We start from the raw sequence: 16660 nt of genomic DNA, 5'->3' as shown, positions 1-16660 counted from the left end.
CAGGGAGTCCTGACGGTTGTCCACTGGCTGCCCACAGGGTGGGGTCTGTTGCCCACAGCTTCTCCACAGCCCTGTCCACTGTTCGGCAACGAATCGGCCCTCCTCACCGCGTCGAGTGAAAGCCGTCACACCAAGGGGGACGGTTGGGCTGTGGGGAACGTGGGTAAAGCTGGGGACAGCGCTGGGGAGAACTCCCCATGGCCTGTGCATGGGCTGTGCAGAACTTTTGGGTGTCCACAGAGAACCCCAGTTGTCCACCGGCTCCACCCACAGGCACGGTGGACAAAAAACCGGCCCTGACCTGCGCATACGGGGTTATCCACCGTTTCCACAGGCCCTACTACTACTCCCACATAGAGTTAGCTCGGAATCCGCTTCGAAGTGGGGCCTGTGCACAACTCGGCGCCGGAGCTCCGGCGCGCTCTTGTCGCGACTTGACCCGGAGCAGCACCGAGTGTCGGCGGCGTACGTCAGACTGGTTCCCGCAGTCGACGAAGAGCCAGCAACAAGCAGGAGGCGGTTCCGGTGAAGATCCGGGTGGAGCGCGATGTACTCGCGGAGGCGGTGGCCTGGGTGGCCCGCAGCCTCCCGGCCCGTCCGCCGGCGCCCGTGCTCGCGGGCCTTCTGCTGAAGGCCGAGGACGGCGCCCTGAGCTTCTCGAGCTTCGACTACGAGGTCTCGGCCCGGGTGTCCGTCGAGGCGGAGGTCGAGGAGGACGGCACCGTCCTCGTCTCCGGCCGACTGCTGGCCGACATCTGCCGCGCCCTCCCCAACCGTCCGGTGGAGATCTCCACAGACGGTGTACGGGCGACGGTGGTCTGCGGCTCCTCCCGCTTCACCCTCCACACCCTGCCTGTGGAGGAGTACCCGGCGCTGCCGGAGATGCCCACCGCGACCGGCACGGTCCCCGGTGAGGTCTTCGCCTCCGCCGCCGCGCAGGTGGCCATCGCCGCCGGCCGCGACGACACGCTGCCCGTCCTCACCGGTGTGCGCATCGAGATCGAGGGCGACACGGTCACGCTGGCCTCCACCGACCGCTACCGCTTCGCGGTCCGCGAGTTCCTGTGGAAGCCGGAGTCCCCGGACGCCTCCGCGGTCGCCCTGGTGCCCGCGAAGACCCTCCTGGACACCGCCAAGGCGCTCACCAGCGGCGACACGGTCACCCTGGCGCTCTCGGGCTCCGGCAAGGGCGAGGGCCTCATCGGCTTCGAGGGCGCGGGCCGCCGCACCACCACCCGGCTGCTCGAGGGCGACCTGCCGAAGTACCGGACTCTCTTCCCCACCGAGTTCAACTCGGTCGCGGTGATCGAGACCGCCCCCTTCGTCGAGGCCGTGAAGCGTGTGGCCCTGGTGGCCGAGCGCAACACCCCGGTCCGGCTGAGCTTCGAGCAGGGCGTGCTGATCCTGGAGGCGGGTTCGAGCGACGACGCACAGGCTGTGGAGCGTGTGGACGCGCAGCTGGAGGGCGACGACATCTCGATCGCCTTCAACCCGACGTTCCTGCTCGACGGCCTGAGCGCCATCGACTCCCCGGTCGCCCAGCTGTCCTTCACGACCTCCACGAAGCCGGCGCTGCTGAGCGGCAAGCCGGCCGTGGACGCCGAGGCGGACGAGGCGTACAAGTACCTGATCATGCCGGTGCGTCTCTCCGGCTGAGGCCTGTCGTCAGGGGATCGCCTGAGCGGCTGACCCCACAGGTGTGCACCCGGGTCCGGGCGTAGGCTCGGACCCGGGAAAACCGCACACGACGCTTAAGGAATCTCTGATGGAGCTCGGTCTCGTCGGTCTCGGCAAGATGGGCGGCAACATGCGCGAGCGCATCCGCCGCGCAGGCCACACCGTCATCGGATACGACCGCAATCCGGACCTCGCCGATGTCCACAGCCTCGAAGAGCTTGTGGGCAAGCTCAAGGGGCCCCGCGTCGTGTGGGTCATGGTTCCGGCCGGTGCCGCGACCCAGTCCACCATCGACGAGCTGGCCGAACTGCTCTCCCCCGGCGACATCGTCGTGGACGGCGGGAACTCGCGCTGGACGGACGACGAGAAGCACGCCGAGGAGCTGGCGGCCAAGGGCATCGGCTTCGTCGACTGCGGCGTCTCCGGCGGCGTCTGGGGCCTGGAGAACGGCTACGCGCTGATGTACGGCGGCTCCGCCGAGGACGTGGCGAAGGTCCAGCCGATCTTCGACGCGCTCAAGCCGGAGGGCGAGTTCGGCTCGGTCCACGCGGGCAAGGTCGGCGCCGGCCACTTCGCGAAGATGGTCCACAACGGCATCGAGTACGCGATGATGCAGGCCTACGCCGAGGGCTGGGAGCTCCTGGAGAAGGTCGACTCCGTCACCGACGTGCGGGAGGTCTTCCGCTCCTGGCAGGAGGGCACGGTCATCCGTTCCTGGCTGCTCGACCTCGCGGTGAACGCGCTGGACGAGGACGAGCACCTGGCGAAGCTCCGCGGCTACGCCCAGGACTCCGGCGAGGGCCGGTGGACCGTCGAGGCCGCCATCGACAACGCCGTCCCGCTGCCGGCGATCACCGCCTCGCTGTTCGCGCGGTTCGCCTCGCGTCAGGACGACTCCCCGCAGATGAAGATGATCGCCGCGCTGCGCAACCAGTTCGGTGGCCACGCGGTCGAGTCCAAGAAGTAATCCACAGGCTGTGCACCCCGCGGTGCACAGCCGCCGGGGGAAGAAGGTCGGCGCCCAACCATGCACGTCACGCATCTGTCGCTGGCCGACTTCCGCTCCTACGCCCGGGTCGAGGTCCCGCTCGACCCGGGCGTCACCGCTTTCGTGGGCGCCAACGGCCAGGGCAAGACCAATCTGGTCGAGGCCGTCGGCTATCTCGCGACCCTCTCCAGCCACCGCGTCGCCTCCGACGCCCCGCTCGTCAGGATGGGGGCGGACCGCGCGGTCATCCGCGCCGCCGTCACCCAGGGCGAGCGCTCCCAGCTGATCGAGCTCGAACTCAACCCCGGCCGGGCCAACCGTGCCCGCATCAACAGGTCCTCGCAGGTCAGGCCGCGTGATGTGCTGGGGATCGTACGGACCGTGCTGTTCGCGCCCGAGGACCTCGCCCTGGTGAAGGGCGACCCCGGCGAGCGCCGGCGCTTCCTCGACGAGCTCATCACCGCCCGCACACCGCGCATGGCGGGGGTGCGCTCCGACTACGACCGGGTGCTCAAGCAGCGCAACACGCTCCTGAAGTCGGCCGCGATGGCACGGCGGCACGGCGGCCGCGGCATGGACCTCTCCACCCTGGACGTCTGGGACCAGCACCTGGCGCGGGCCGGGGCCGAGCTGCTCGCCCAGCGGCTCGACCTGATCGCCGTACTGCAGCCGCTCGCGGACAAGGCGTACGACCAGCTCGCGCCCGCCGGAGGACCGATTCTGCTGGAGTACCGCCCCTCCGCGCCCGGCACCGGGCACACCCGGGAGGAGCTCTACGAACAGCTGATGGCGGCGCTCGCCGAGGTGCGCAAACAGGAGATCGAGCGGGGCGTCACGCTGGTCGGTCCGCACCGCGACGAGCTGCTGCTGAAGCTCGGCGACCTGCCGGCGAAGGGGTATGCGAGCCACGGGGAGTCCTGGTCGTACGCCCTGGCCCTTCGGCTCGCCTCGTACGACCTGCTGCGGTCCGAGGGCAATGAGCCCGTCCTCGTCCTCGACGACGTCTTCGCCGAGCTGGACGCACGGCGGCGCGAGCGGCTCGCGGAGCTCGTGGCGGGCGGTGAGCAGGTCCTGGTGACGGCCGCCGTCGACGACGACGTGCCGGGGGTGCTCGCGGGGACGCGGTACACGGTGGCCGACGGGACGGCGGAGCGGGCATGAGCGAGGAAAAGCTTCCACAGCCTGTGGACACTCCTTCGGTGCCCGAACCCTCGGGTGTCGATCTCGCGCGGGTCGCGCTGCGCGCCGCCAGGGAACAGGCGAAGGCCAAGGGCGCGGCCGCCCAGCAGAAGAAGCAGGCGAGGCGCGGCGGCGGACTGCGCTCAGGTGCGCGCGCCGACGGACGTGACCCGATGGCGCTCGGCGCCGCGATCAACCGGCTGATCACCGAGCGGGGCTGGGAGACACCGGCGGCCGTCGGCGGGGTCATGGGCCGCTGGCCGCAGATCGTCGGCGAGAACCTCGCGAAGCACTGCGTACCGCTCAAGTTCGACGACGAGCCGGACGCGCGCGTGCTCACGGTGCAGTGCGACTCGACGGCGTGGGCGACCCAGCTGCGGCTGCTCGCGCCGACGCTGGTGGCGCGGCTGAACGAGGACCTGGGGCACGGGACCGTGCGGATGATCAAGGTGCTGGGGCCGGGGGCGCCGCGGCGGGGGTACGGGCCGTTGCGGGCGCCGGGGTCTGTGGGGCCCGGGGACACGTACGGCTAGGGCGCCGGGCTGCCGGGGGTGCGGGCGGTGCGGGGTGCGGGTTCAGGCAGAGAGCGCTGCGCTGGTGGCGTTGTGCCCACCCTCCCCCAAGCTCTCGGCTTCGCTCGAGCAGGGGGCACCCCCATCGCCCCGGCGGAACGCATGCCCACAACGTGGGGCGGAACGCATGCCCGCGACGCTGTGAACCTGACACCCACAACGCGCTACGAGCCGAAGCGCTGGGTGGCCGTCAGGGGGCTCTGAAGCCCCTGTCCGGATATGGGGAGTCGTCTCGCTCCCGCTCAGGGCGGCACATGCGGACTCAGGGACCGGCAAACCCCCATGACTGTCTGCGCTACCGGTAGACTGGGAGACAATCCCGCCACCCTGCGGAACATGTCGAACGACGCAGCCGCTCCCGCATGCCCGGAGAACGGCCTGTGCTGTGCCAGAAAGGGCGCTTCGTGGCCGATTCCGGCGACCCCAACGAGAACAACCAGTACACCGCCAGCAACATCCAGGTCCTCGAAGGCCTGGATGCCGTGCGCAAGCGCCCTGGCATGTACATCGGCTCGACCGGTGAGCGCGGTCTGCACCACATGGTGCAGGAGGTCGTCGACAACTCGGTCGACGAAGCCCTGGCCGGCCACGCCGACACCATCGACGTCACGATCCTCCCCGACGGCGGCGTCCGCGTTATCGACAACGGCCGCGGCATCCCGGTGGGCATCGTCGCCTCCGAGGGCAAGCCGGCCGTCGAGGTCGTGCTGACCGTGCTGCACGCGGGCGGCAAGTTCGGCGGCGGCGGCTACGCGGTCTCCGGTGGTCTGCACGGTGTCGGCGTCTCCGTCGTGAACGCCCTGTCCACCAAGATCGCCGTCGAGATCAAGACGGACGGCTACCGCTGGACGCAGGACTACAAGATGGGCGCCCCGACGGCCCCGCTCGTCCAGCACGAGGCGACCGACGAGACCGGTACCTCGGTCACCTTCTGGGCCGACCCGGACATCTTCGAGACCACCGAGTACTCCTTCGAGACGCTCGCGCGGCGCTTCCAGGAGATGGCCTTCCTCAACAAGGGCCTCACCCTGACGCTCACGGACGAGCGCGAGTCGGCGAAGGCCACGGTCGGCGCGGACGACCCCGAGGCGGAGGCCGCCGAGCCCACCGCGCGCACGGTGAAGTACCACTACGAGGGCGGCATCGTCGACTTCGTGAAGTACCTCAACTCGCGCAAGGGCGAGCTGATCCACCCCACCGTGATCGACCTCGAGGCCGAGGACAAGGACAAGGCCCTCTCCCTCGAAGTCGCGATGCAGTGGAACAGCGGCTACAGCGAGGGCGTGTACTCCTTCGCCAACATCATCCACACCCACGAGGGCGGCACGCACGAGGAGGGCTTCCGTGCGGCGCTGACCTCGCTGATCAACAAGTACGCGCGCGACAAGAAGTTCCTCCGCGAGAAGGACGACAACCTCACGGGCGACGACATCCGCGAGGGTCTGACCGCGATCATCTCGGTCAAGCTGAGCGAGCCGCAGTTCGAGGGCCAGACCAAGACCAAGCTGGGCAACACGGAGGCGAAGACCTTCGTCCAGAAGGCGGTCTACGAGCACCTCAACGACTGGCTCGACCGCAATCCGGTCGAGGCCGCGGACATCATCCGCAAGTCGATCCAGGCGGCCACCGCGCGCGTGGCCGCCCGCAAGGCCCGCGACCTCACCCGCCGCAAGGGTCTCCTGGAATCGGCTTCGCTGCCGGGCAAGCTGTCCGACTGCCAGTCGAACGACCCGGTCAAGTGCGAGATCTTCATCGTCGAGGGTGACTCCGCCGGCGGCTCGGCCAAGTCCGGCCGCAACCCGATGTACCAGGCCATCCTGCCGATCCGCGGCAAGATCCTGAACGTCGAGAAGGCCCGGATCGACAAGATCCTGCAGAACACCGAGGTCCAGGCCCTGATCTCGGCCTTCGGCACCGGTGTCCACGAGGACTTCGACATCGAGAAGCTCCGCTATCACAAGATCATCCTGATGGCGGACGCCGACGTCGACGGCCAGCACATCAACACCCTGCTGCTGACCTTCCTCTTCCGCTTCATGCGGCCGCTGGTCGAGGCCGGTCACGTCTACCTCTCCCGTCCGCCGCTCTACAAGATCAAGTGGGGCCGGGACGACTTCGAGTACGCGTACTCGGACCGGGAGCGGGACGCGCTCGTCACGCTCGGCAAGCAGAACGGCAAGCGGATCAAGGAAGACTCGATCCAGCGCTTCAAGGGTCTCGGCGAGATGAACGCCGAGGAGCTGCGCGTCACCACCATGGACGTCGAGCACCGGGTGCTCGGCCAGGTCACCCTGGACGACGCCGCGCAGGCCGACGACCTGTTCTCGGTGCTGATGGGCGAGGACGTCGAGGCACGCCGCTCGTTCATCCAGCGCAATGCCAAGGACGTTCGTTTCCTCGACATCTGAGTCGGTCTCAGCTGACCGTACGAAAGGACTGACGACCAGCAATGGCCGACGAAAACACCCCGGGTACCACCGAAGAGCAGGAGCCCGTGCTGCGGATCGAGCCCGTCGGGCTCGAGACCGAGATGCAGCGCTCGTACCTCGACTACGCGATGTCCGTCATCGTGTCCCGCGCGCTGCCCGACGTACGGGACGGCCTCAAGCCCGTCCACCGGCGCGTGCTGTACGCGATGTACGACGGCGGCTACCGGCCCGAGAAGGGCTTCTACAAGTGCGCCCGCGTCGTCGGTGACGTCATGGGTACGTACCACCCGCACGGCGACTCCTCGATCTACGACGCGCTCGTCCGCCTCGCCCAGCCCTGGTCGATGCGGATGCCGCTCGTCGACTCCAACGGCAACTTCGGTTCCCCGGGCAACGACCCGGCCGCCGCCATGCGGTACACCGAGTGCAAGCTGATGACGCTGTCGATGGAGATGCTCCGGGACATCGACGAGGAGACCGTCGACTTCCAGGACAACTACGACGGCCGCAACCAGGAGCCGACGGTCCTGCCGTCCCGCTTCCCGAACCTGCTGATCAACGGCAGCGCCGGCATCGCGGTCGGCATGGCGACCAACATCCCGCCGCACAACCTGCGCGAGGTCGCGGCCGGTGCCCAGTGGGCGCTCGAGCACCCCGAGGCCAGCCACGAGGAGCTCCTCGACGCGCTGATCGAGCGGATCAAGGGCCCGGACTTCCCCACCGGCGCGCTCGTCGTCGGCCGCAAGGGCATCGAGGAGGCGTACCGCACCGGCCGTGGCTCGATCACGATGCGCGCGGTCGTCGAGGTCGAGGAGATCCAGAACCGCCAGTGCCTGGTCGTCACGGAGCTGCCGTACCAGACCAACCCGGACAACCTCGCGCAGAAGATCGCCGACCTGGTCAAGGACGGCAAGATCGGCGGCATCGCCGACGTCCGCGACGAGACCTCGTCCCGGACCGGCCAGCGCCTGGTCATCGTGCTCAAGCGTGACGCCGTCGCCAAGGTCGTCCTCAACAACCTCTACAAGCACACCGACCTCCAGACGAACTTCGGCGCGAACATGCTGGCGCTCGTCGACGGCGTGCCGCGCACCCTCTCGCTCGACGCGTTCATCCGCCACTGGGTGACGCACCAGATCGAGGTCATCGTCCGGCGGACGAAGTTCCGGCTGCGCAAGGCCGAGGAGCGCGCGCACATCCTGCGCGGTCTGCTCAAGGCGCTCGACGCGATCGACGAGGTCATCGCGCTCATCCGGCGCAGCGACACGGTCGAGGTCGCCCGCGGCGGCCTGATGGACCTCCTGCAGATCGACGAGATCCAGGCCAACGCGATCCTGGAGATGCAGCTCCGCCGGCTCGCCGCCCTGGAGCGCCAGAAGATCGTCGCCGAGCACGACGAACTCCAGGCGAAGATCAACGAGTACAATGCGATCCTGGCCTCGCCGGAGCGCCAGCGCGCGATCGTCAGCGAGGAACTGGCCGCGCTCGTCGAGAAGTTCGGCGACGACCGCCGCTCCAAGCTGGTGCCCTTCGACGGTGACATGTCCATCGAGGACCTGATCGCCGAGGAGGACATCGTCGTCACCATCTCGCGTGGCGGCTATGTGAAGCGGACGAAGACCGAGGACTACCGCTCGCAGAAGCGCGGCGGCAAGGGCGTGCGCGGCACGAAGCTGAAGCAGGACGACATCGTCGACCACTTCTTCGTCTCCACGACCCACCACTGGCTGCTCTTCTTCACCAACAAGGGCCGGGTCTACCGCGTCAAGGCGTACGAGCTGCCCGACGCCGGCCGGGACGCGCGCGGCCAGCACGTGGCCAACCTGCTCGCCTTCCAGCCGGACGAGCAGATCGCCCAGATCCTGGCGATCCGCGACTACGAGGCCGCGCCGTACCTGGTGCTCGCCACCAAGGCCGGCCTGGTCAAGAAGACCGCGCTGAAGGACTACGACTCGCCGCGATCGGGCGGTGTCATCGCGATCAACCTCCGGGAGACGGAGGACGGTGGCGACGACGAGCTGATCGGCGCGGAGCTGGTCTCCGCGGAGGACGATCTGCTGCTCATCAGCAAGAAGGCGCAGTCGATCCGCTTCACCGCCACGGACGACGCGCTGCGTCCGATGGGACGCGCCACTTCGGGCGTCAAGGGGATGAGTTTCCGCGCGGACGACGAGCTGCTCTCGATGAATGTCGTCCGGCCCGGTACGTTCGTCTTCACCGCGACCGACGGCGGGTACGCGAAGCGCACCCCCGTCGACGAGTACCGCGTCCAGGGCCGTGGCGGCCTCGGTATCAAGGCCGCCAAGATCGTGGAGGACCGTGGCTCGCTCGTGGGCGCGCTGGTGGTCGAGGAGACGGACGAGATCCTCGCCATCACGCTCTCCGGCGGTGTGATTCGTACGCGAGTCAACGAAGTCAGGGAGACCGGCCGTGACACCATGGGCGTCCAGCTGATCAACCTGGGCAAGCGCGATGCCGTCGTCGGCATCGCGAGGAACGCCGAGGCCGGCAGCGACGACGAAGTCGATGACGCCGAGGACGCCGTGGAGGCGTCCGAGGGCGCGGTGGTCGAGACCGTGGTGGTCGAGACCGAGGCAGTCGAGGGCACGGAGCCCTCGGCCGGGGAGCACGAGGAGTAAGAGCGTGAGTGGAGCCACGGGCGCCGGATCGGCGGCCGCCGGAGCTTCTGCTGGTGCTGGAGCGAACGGCGCCCGTGGCCCCGCCACGGACTCCCAGGGGGTTGCGGTGACGGACACTCGAGGGCAGCAGCCCTCGTACGAGAGCTACAACGGGCCGCTGCCCGGCGAGCGCACGGGTGCGCAGCAGCCGGGCGGGCCCTACCACCCGCCGCAGGCGTACGGTGCCGCGGCGCCGGGCGGCCAGACGGCGGGGGCCGGCGTGCGCCGGCCGCGTACGGGGGCCAGCACGACGCCCCGGACGCGCAAGGCGCGGCTGCGGGTGGCCAAGGCCGATCCGTGGTCGGTGATGAAGGTGAGCTTCCTGCTCTCCATCGCGCTGGGCATCTGCACGGTCGTCGCGGCGGCGGTGCTGTGGATGGTCATGGACGCCATGGGCGTGTTCTCGACGGTCGGCGGCACGATCAGCGAGGCGACGGGCTCGAACGAGTCCAACGGCTTCGACCTGCAGTCGTTCCTCTCGCTGCCGCGGGTGCTGATGTTCACCTCGGTGATCGCAGTGATCGACGTGGTCCTGATGACCGCCCTGGCGACGCTCGGCGCGTTCATCTACAACCTGTCGGCCGGCTTCGTCGGCGGTGTGGAGCTGACGCTCGCCGAGGACGAGTAGGACGCGCGGGGCCGGTCCGGGAACGGATTTTGGGACTGGCCCCCACGTGCGCTAATCTTCAGGAGTCAGCGCGCGGGACACACACCGCAAGCGCGGCGGGGCTATAGCTCAGTTGGTTAGAGCGCATCCCTGATAAGGATGAGGCCACAGGTTCAAATCCTGTTAGCCCCACAGTGTCGATCGACCCGGACGGTTACTCCGTCCGGGTCGATTTGTTTGTCCCGGGCCGGTGGGAGGTTTGAAGCTCGCACAGATCACCGATCGGTATCGGTCGATGTGTAGAGTGGGCGTCAGAAGTCTCCTACGTCAACGAAAGACGAGGTCGCGCGGTGAAGAAGCTGCTCCTGGTCGCACTGGCCGCCATCGGCGGACTCCTCGTGTACCGCCAGATCCAGGCGGATCGCGCCGAGCAGGATCTGTGGACGGAGGCGACCGACTCCGTGCCCGCAGGTTCGGGTGTCTGAGACGAAGACCGTCTGTGGGTGAAGCCCCGGCCGCGCGAGAGCGGGCCGGGGCTTTGCTTTGCCTGAGCAAATTGTCGACTTGCTTAAGTGAAGAGGAGGAGCGGGTGAGGACGCAGGCCGGCATCGGCCGGAGGGCGGGGGCCCTGATCACGGCGGCCGCGGCGGTCGGAGCGGTGGCCGCGCTGCCCGGCACGGCGACGGCGACGACTCCGGGACGGCCGCCGGCGATGGCGCCTGGTCAGGCGTCGGCGATGGCGCCTGGTCAGGCGTCGGCGATGGCGCCTGGTCAGGCGTCGGCCGCCGAGGGGGGCGCCCTTCCGCCGTACACCTTCGACGGCTCGGCACAGCGGGTCCAGGGAGCCGCTTCGAGCTCGGACGGGCCGCGGCTCAAGGCCGGGCAGACCTACCGCGACACGCTCAAGAAGGACGGCAAGGTCTACTACCGGGTCGACCTCGACGACAAGCGGAACGCGTACGTCTCCGTGGTCGCCGTCCCCAGGACCGGCGGCAAGGTCGAGTACGCCGACGGCTTCAAGATCAGCATGCAGGACACCTCGGGCACCGAGTGCGGCGACCAGCAGGTGAACTTCACCTCGGCCGAGTACACGCGGCCGCTCGCCGCGTACGCCCGCCGCATCGTCGACGCGGACAGCTCCAGCTGCCAGGGCGCCGGCGCCTACTACGTGCTCGTCGAGCGCGAGTCGAAGGCGAGCTCCAGCCCCGACGACTGGGAGCTCGAGATCCGGTACACGTCCGAGCCGGGCCTCAAGAAGGCCGGACCGACGGAGCTTCCCGAGGTCTGGCCCTCCGGCACGCCCGCGCCGCCCACGGGCGGCCCCACGGCGCGGCGGGGCGGCTCCGGGATCCACGACGCCACCTCGCTGGCGCAGGGCGAGTGGCGGTCCGACATCCGGCCGGGACAGACGCTCTTCTACCGGGTGCCGGTCGACTGGGGGCAGCAGCTGTTCGCCAGCGCCGAGCTGGGCAGCAGCGCCGCCGGTGACGAGTACATCGGCAACGCCCTGATCCTCTCCCTCGAGAACCCGGCGCTCGGACACGTCGCCGAGAACTCCGGCAGCTACGACGGGAAGTCCGAGACGCTGGCGCTCGACGCGCTGCGGCCCGTGGCCCACGAGAACCGCACCTCGTACCAGGACGCCACCAGCGGCATGCGGTTCGCCGGCTGGTACTACCTGTCGGCCACGCTCAGCCCGGAGGTCGCCAAGGAGTACGGGGACGAGCCGCTGCCGCTGACCCTGCGGGTCTCCGTGCGGGGCGCCGCGAAGCCGGGTCCCGGGTACGACGGCGACCCGGGTCCCTTCACGGTGACCGCCGACGACAGGGAGGCCGCCGCGAACGGCGCCGGCGGGGCGCTCGCGGCCGAGCGGAGCGGCTCCATGCGCGTCGTCGCGATGGCCGGCATCGGCAGCGGGACGGCGCTGCTCCTCGGCCTCGGCGCGTGGACGCTGGTGGCACGACGGAGGGTGGCGTAGCGCCCTCGCGGGTCGCGGGTCGCGGGTCGCGGGTTGTCGGCGGGCGGCTGCCCGGGTGCCGGAGGGCCGTAGGAGGCTTCGCCCGGGTGTCGGGGAGCCGCAGAGGCTTCGTCCGCGCTCAGGTCTGGCTGAGGGCCCAGAAGCCGACCGCGAAACACGCGAGGGCGAGCAGGAGGACCGGGATCGTCACCTTCGGGGGCGGTCCCGGTCGGCGTACCGGGGCGGGTGGGGTGTGCTGCCCGGGAACCTGATCGGGGTGAGCGGTGTATGGATAAGTGGGGGCTTGTCCGTACGGCACTCCCGCGGTGGGTGTCTGTTCGAAGGAGGGGGTCGGATGAGTGACCGGCGGGGGCAGATGGAAGCTGCCCGTCTCCGAGGGGCCGGGGAGGGGCGCGGCCATGTGCGGGGCCTGGTAGTGCTGTGCGGGCTGCTGTGCGGGTTGTTCCGGGGACGGCTGTCGGGGCGGTACGGGCGTCGCGGGCGGCGTCGTCGGTACGGCGGCCGGGGACTGGCCCTGGGTGGCCTGGGAGGCCCCGGAGGCCACGGCGTCGGAGGGGCCCGTGGGGCCCTCGGGGCCGAAGCCCGGTGGCAGGGGGCCGAGCTGGTCGAAGATCTCGACCGGCTGCTCGTCGGCGCGCGGCTCGGGAAGCATCTCCACGGCGGCGGTCAGCGCTTTGCGCGCGCCCGTGGCCGTCCGGAAGCGGGCCTGCGGATCGGGCTGGAGCAGCCCGGCGAGCACCTGCCACAGGGGCTCCGGGATGCCCTCGGGGGCCCCGGGAGTGCCGTACGCGACGAAGTGCTCGACCAGGGCCTGAGAGTCCGGCCTGCGGCCCTGGAGCAGATAGAGGGCGACCAGGCCGACGGCGAAGAGGTCGGCGGTGAAGTCCGGCTCGGCGCCGAGGAGCTGCTCGGGCGCGAAGTACCCGGGCGTGCCCACGACGTAGTTGGTCTCGGTGAGGCGCGGTTCGCCCTTGCGCATGGAGATGCCGAAGTCGGAGAGCCGCAGATGCGGCCGCCCGGTGCCCGTGACGTCCATCAGGATGTTGGCGGGCTTGATGTCCCGGTGCACGACCCCCTCGGCGTGCACCGTGGCCAGGCCCGAGAGCAGCTGGTCGAGCAGGACGCAGACGAACCGGGGCGGCAGCGGGCCGTAGTCGCCGATCACGTGTGCCAGAGAGCCGCCGGCGACCAGGTCCATGGTGAACAGGACCTTGTCGTCGTCGGCGGCCCAGCTGGCCGGGGCGAGGACGTGCGGATGATCGATCCGCAGCGCCTGCTCGCGGACGAAGCGGAGCAACGTGTGCGCGTCGCTCTGCAGAAGCACCTTGGCCGCCACATAGCGGCGGCGACGGTGGTCCCAGGCACGCCATACCGCGCCCGCCCCGCCCCGTCCGATCGGGTCGACCAGCTCGTACCGACCAGCGAAGACCTCACCCATGGTGCTGCGCCGCTCCCCGTTCGCTTCGTCTCTCGGCGATGCCGGCCGGCCGCCGACCTCGTCAGTTCTGGTGCGACTCGTAGTGGGCGACCGCGTCCGCGGTGCGCCCGGCGCCGTACACCCTGAGGAACTCTGCCAGTTCCGGGTGGGCCGGGGCGAGGGAGTCGGCCGCGTCGATGATGTCGCCGGCCGCCGCTACGGAGCGCAGCAGCGACTGGATCTCGCGGACCACGCGGCGGACGGTCGGAGCGCCCGGGCCGGTGGTGGTCTGACCGGTGCTGGTGAGGACGGAGCCGCCCTGCGACTTCTTCACCTCGTCCATCCGGTCGGTGGCCTCGGCCGCGCTGACGGTGCCGTCGGCGACCTGAACGGCGAGCTCCTGGAGAGCCTGGACGCGCTGGACGACGGCCGGGTTGCCGATCTTGGCCCGCTGGCCGCTCATCAGCTGGGACAGCATGGGCGCGGACAGTCCGAGCACGGCCGCGAGCCGGGCCTGATTGAGCCCGAGATCGTCGATCAGCCGACGGAAGAGCGCCCCCAGCGGCTCTCCGTACCAACTGCGCTGAAGCTCTCTGGCTCTGGCCGTGGCTTCCTGCTGCGCTGCGTCCATTACTTCTCCCCATCCCTGCGGTTCGCCACTGCGAACCTCGGTCAGCATCTTACGGAGAGTGGTTGCCGACCGGGAGTCCCAATCCTTTTGCCGGACATGGGGGGTGACCCGGTACGCTGTCCTCGTTCCGGGGCCTTAGCTCAGTTGGTAGAGCGCTGTCTTTGCATGGCAGATGTCAGGGGTTCGACTCCCCTAGGCTCCACCCCGTACACCCCCTTCGAACTGCGGAAACGCGGTTCGAAGGGGGTGTTTTGCGTGGGGTGCGCGCTCATCGCCCCGGAGGGGCCGCTGCTCCGGACGGGTTGTGTTCATCGGAAGAACTGCGCGGCAGGGGCGTCGGTCCGCGGAAAACGGCGGCGCATCCACATGATGAGGGAGGTACGAAAAGCGCGCAATCCGAAATGAACCATCCGATAACGCCACGAAAGTGAGGGGCCATGGCCACCGCCAAGGTCAAGCAGTTCTGGACCGCCTTCATCTCCGTCGTCTTCGCCCTGCTCGCCTCCGTCGGCCTGGCGGGCACCGCCGCCGCGGCCGCCCAGCCCGCCGTGCAGCAGCCCGAGGAGCCGGCCGGCACCGCGGCCGCCGCGCCCGTCGCCCGGGAGCGCGCCGCCCTGGCCTCCGTACCGGCACAGAGGGCCCATCGCCGGCCGATCGCCGGGGACCGCTCCCTGCCGCCCACCATCAAGCAGCGCATCGCCGCCGAGGCCCATGGTTCCTCTCCCGCCGCCCGGCACCGCTCCTCGACCGGCACGAGCGCCGGCGCCGAGAGCGACGAGGCCGCCGCGCCGGCCGAGCTCGCGTCGGCCGCCGCGGCGTAGGGCGAGGAGACGTGCGCTTCACAGCGCCTCGCGGTACCTCGCACAGCCTCTCGGTCGCAGGACCTCGTAGAAGCCCCGCAGGACCTTCGAGAACCCCGCAGTACCTCGTAGGACCTCGCAGTACGTCGTAGAACTCCGCAGTACTCGCAGCACCCCGCAGAACTCAGTCGGTAGAACCCCGTAGAACCCGTAGATCCACCCCGCAGAGCACTTCCGGTAGAACCCCGTAGAACCCCGCAGAGCACACCCCCGGTCGGTCAGCGGCGCTCGTCGCGTTCGGCGGCTGCTTCGGCTTCGGCCGCGGCTGCGGCCTCGTCGACCTCCGCATCCGGGTCGAGCGGAGCCCCACTGTCGTCGACGGACGTCGGTACGGTGCCCTCGTCCACCTCGGTGGGAGCGGGAGGTTCCACCAGCCAGTCGGGATTTGCCTGCTTGTCCCACCACTTCCAGGCGGCGAACGCGCCGCCGGCGAGAACGCCCAGGACCACGAGGCCCTTGGCGAGGCGTCCGGCCCTGGCCCGACGCTCGTGCTTCTTCACGATCTTCTGGATCTCCCTCGGCGTCACCTGACCGCGCAGCGCGGCCCAGGCGGCGGTGGAACGCGAACCGGCCTCATCGAGGACGGGCCCGGTCGCGGCGACCGCGTGTTCGACACGCGGAACGGTGTAGTCGGCCGCCTGACGGGCGGCCCGGCGGGTCTTGACCGCCGCACGGTGTGCGGCCGCGTCGACCCGTGGCGGTACACGCGGTGCGACATACGAGTCGTACTGCGCTCGAGCCTGCACGCGGGCCTGCCGAGCGGCCTTCGAGACCTTCGGCGCGAGCAGTTCGCGCGCCTCGTGCGCGTAGTGCGAGGCCTGGTCCCTCGCCGTGTCGGCGTACGGCGCCACCACTTCCGCGGCGTGCATGACGCTCTCCTTCGCCGAATCTGTCGCGGCGCGCACGCTGTCCATGCGGGTCACAGGATTCCTCCTCGTCGGTGGCGATGTCGGTTTTTCACCTTTCCATCCTGTTCGGAATCATGCCCGCCGGAGCGAGGTCCGGCATGTGGGGCGGGCATACGGGGCATGCGAGGATCGGACACGCCAGAGACAGACGTGGGACGACGCGACATGACGTGGACGGAAGGCGACCGTGGCCGAGCAGCTGTACGCGATCCTCAAGACCAGCCTGGGTGACATCGAGGTGCGGCTGATGCCGTTCCACGCCCCGAAGACGGTGCGCAACTTCGTCGAACTCGCCTCCGGCGAGCGGGAGTGGACGCATCCCGCGACCGGCACGGTCTCCTCGGACCCGCTCTACGACGGCACGGTCTTCCACCGGGTCATCAAGGACTTCATGATCCAGGGCGGCGACCCGCTCGGCGACGGCACCGGCGACCCCGGCTACGCCTTCGCCGACGAGTTCCACCCGGAGCTCTTCTTCGACCGCCCCTACCTGCTGGCCATGGCCAACGCGGGCCCGGGCACCAACGGCTCGCAGTTCTTCGTCACCGTCGCCCCCGCGACCTGGCTGAACCGCAAGCACACCATCTTCGGCGAGGTCGTGAGCAAGGAGAGCAGGAAGGTCGTGGACGCGATCGCGACGACCGCGACCGACCCGCACACCGAGCGGCCTCTCCAGGACGTGGTCATCGAGTCCGTGGTGATCGAGAAGCGCTGAGACGGGAAGGGACGGAACCTC

The 16660-nt window shown here is 69.7% G+C and carries 14 protein-coding genes and 2 tRNA genes; 13 read left to right on the top strand and 3 right to left on the bottom strand.

Features of this window, described 5'->3' with window-relative positions; genetic code table 11:
* The first annotated feature begins 525 nt into the window (after window positions 1-525).
* From dnaN to ACZ4VK_RS22625, 10 genes are all read left to right on the top strand, one after another.
* Entirely contained in the window at window positions 526-1656 is a 1131-nt protein-coding gene (gene dnaN / locus ACZ4VK_RS22670; protein WP_030205035.1) for a DNA polymerase III subunit beta, read from the top strand.
* A 109-nt stretch (window positions 1657-1765) separates the two neighbouring features.
* Window positions 1766-2644, top strand: a complete 879-nt coding sequence (gene gnd / locus ACZ4VK_RS22665; protein WP_468354718.1) for a phosphogluconate dehydrogenase (NAD(+)-dependent, decarboxylating) — start codon at window positions 1766-1768, stop codon at window positions 2642-2644.
* Between the two features lie 60 nt (window positions 2645-2704).
* Window positions 2705-3826 (top strand): DNA replication/repair protein RecF, encoded by a 1122-nt coding sequence (gene recF / locus ACZ4VK_RS22660; RefSeq protein ID WP_468354715.1) that lies wholly within the window; start codon window positions 2705-2707, stop codon window positions 3824-3826.
* Window positions 3823-4377, top strand: a complete 555-nt coding sequence (locus tag ACZ4VK_RS22655) for a DciA family protein (protein ID WP_468354712.1) — start codon at window positions 3823-3825, stop codon at window positions 4375-4377. Before recF ends, ACZ4VK_RS22655 begins: the two co-directional genes overlap by 4 nt.
* 419 nt (window positions 4378-4796) lie before the next feature.
* Entirely contained in the window at window positions 4797-6824 is a 2028-nt protein-coding gene (gene gyrB, locus ACZ4VK_RS22650; RefSeq protein WP_468354709.1) for a DNA topoisomerase (ATP-hydrolyzing) subunit B, read from the top strand.
* A gap of 41 nt (window positions 6825-6865) precedes the next feature.
* The gene (gyrA, locus tag ACZ4VK_RS22645) at window positions 6866-9484 is read left to right on the top strand and encodes a DNA gyrase subunit A (protein WP_468354706.1); all 2619 of its coding nucleotides are present in this window, start codon (window positions 6866-6868) and stop codon (window positions 9482-9484) included.
* 106 nt (window positions 9485-9590) lie between these two features.
* Entirely contained in the window at window positions 9591-10151 is a 561-nt protein-coding gene (locus ACZ4VK_RS22640) for a DUF3566 domain-containing protein (RefSeq protein ID WP_468354703.1), read from the top strand.
* Window positions 10152-10248: 97 nt separating this feature from the next.
* Window positions 10249-10322 (top strand) — tRNA-Ile (locus ACZ4VK_RS22635).
* A gap of 158 nt (window positions 10323-10480) precedes the next feature.
* The gene (locus ACZ4VK_RS22630) at window positions 10481-10615 is read left to right on the top strand and encodes a DLW-39 family protein (protein WP_003958712.1); all 135 of its coding nucleotides are present in this window, start codon (window positions 10481-10483) and stop codon (window positions 10613-10615) included.
* A 104-nt stretch (window positions 10616-10719) separates the two neighbouring features.
* The gene (locus ACZ4VK_RS22625) at window positions 10720-12108 is read left to right on the top strand and encodes a hypothetical protein (RefSeq protein WP_468354700.1); all 1389 of its coding nucleotides are present in this window, start codon (window positions 10720-10722) and stop codon (window positions 12106-12108) included.
* Between the two features lie 118 nt (window positions 12109-12226).
* Here ACZ4VK_RS22625 and ACZ4VK_RS22620 read toward each other — a convergent pair whose 3' ends face one another.
* Both ACZ4VK_RS22620 and ACZ4VK_RS22615 read right to left on the bottom strand, forming a co-directional pair.
* Window positions 12227-13546 carry a serine/threonine-protein kinase gene (locus tag ACZ4VK_RS22620; protein WP_468354697.1) on the bottom strand — a complete coding sequence of 440 codons (1320 nt, stop codon included), beginning with the start codon at window positions 13544-13546 and terminating at the stop codon, window positions 12227-12229.
* Between the two features lie 61 nt (window positions 13547-13607).
* A complete protein-coding gene (locus ACZ4VK_RS22615) occupies window positions 13608-14156 on the bottom strand; it encodes a helix-turn-helix domain-containing protein (RefSeq protein ID WP_389680193.1) in 549 nt (182 codons plus the stop codon).
* Window positions 14157-14285: 129 nt separating this feature from the next.
* On the opposite strand from ACZ4VK_RS22615, the gene ACZ4VK_RS22610 reads away from it, so the two are divergent.
* Together ACZ4VK_RS22610 and ACZ4VK_RS22605 are read left to right on the top strand one after the other, a co-directional pair.
* Window positions 14286-14358 (top strand) — tRNA-Ala (locus ACZ4VK_RS22610).
* Between the two features lie 235 nt (window positions 14359-14593).
* Complete coding sequence (locus ACZ4VK_RS22605; protein ID WP_468354694.1) at window positions 14594-14977, top strand: DUF6344 domain-containing protein; 384 nt, start codon at window positions 14594-14596, stop codon at window positions 14975-14977.
* A 257-nt stretch (window positions 14978-15234) separates the two neighbouring features.
* On the opposite strand, the gene ACZ4VK_RS22600 is transcribed toward ACZ4VK_RS22605, so the two are convergent.
* A complete protein-coding gene (locus tag ACZ4VK_RS22600) occupies window positions 15235-15939 on the bottom strand; it encodes a DUF5324 family protein (protein WP_468354692.1) in 705 nt (234 codons plus the stop codon).
* Between the two features lie 172 nt (window positions 15940-16111).
* Between ACZ4VK_RS22600 and ACZ4VK_RS22595 the strand changes: the two genes are divergently transcribed.
* Window positions 16112-16639, top strand: coding sequence for a peptidylprolyl isomerase (locus ACZ4VK_RS22595; protein WP_468354690.1), 528 nt, complete (start codon window positions 16112-16114; stop codon window positions 16637-16639).
* Window positions 16640-16660 lie beyond the last annotated feature (21 nt).

The sequence above is a fragment of the Streptomyces sp. NPDC028711 genome (genome assembly GCF_055565415.1).
The sequence above is the reverse complement of the archived record's forward strand: the minus strand, read 5'-3'. Positions and strand labels throughout refer to the sequence as shown.

Bases quoted from the DNA above. Each gene is read 5' to 3' on its own strand.
- gnd (WP_468354718.1), top strand. From the start codon at position 1,766: ATGGAGCTCGGTCTCGTCGGTCTCGGCAAGATGGGCGGCAACATGCGC.
- recF (WP_468354715.1), top strand. From the start codon at position 2,705: ATGCACGTCACGCATCTGTCGCTGGCCGACTTCCGCTCCTACGCCCGG.
- ACZ4VK_RS22655 (WP_468354712.1), top strand. From the start codon at position 3,823: ATGAGCGAGGAAAAGCTTCCACAGCCTGTGGACACTCCTTCGGTGCCC.
- gyrA (WP_468354706.1), top strand. From the start codon at position 6,866: ATGGCCGACGAAAACACCCCGGGTACCACCGAAGAGCAGGAGCCCGTG.
- ACZ4VK_RS22620 (WP_468354697.1), bottom strand. From the start codon at position 13,546: ATGGGTGAGGTCTTCGCTGGTCGGTACGAGCTGGTCGACCCGATCGGA.
- ACZ4VK_RS22615 (WP_389680193.1), bottom strand. From the start codon at position 14,156: ATGGACGCAGCGCAGCAGGAAGCCACGGCCAGAGCCAGAGAGCTTCAG.
- ACZ4VK_RS22605 (WP_468354694.1), top strand. From the start codon at position 14,594: ATGGCCACCGCCAAGGTCAAGCAGTTCTGGACCGCCTTCATCTCCGTC.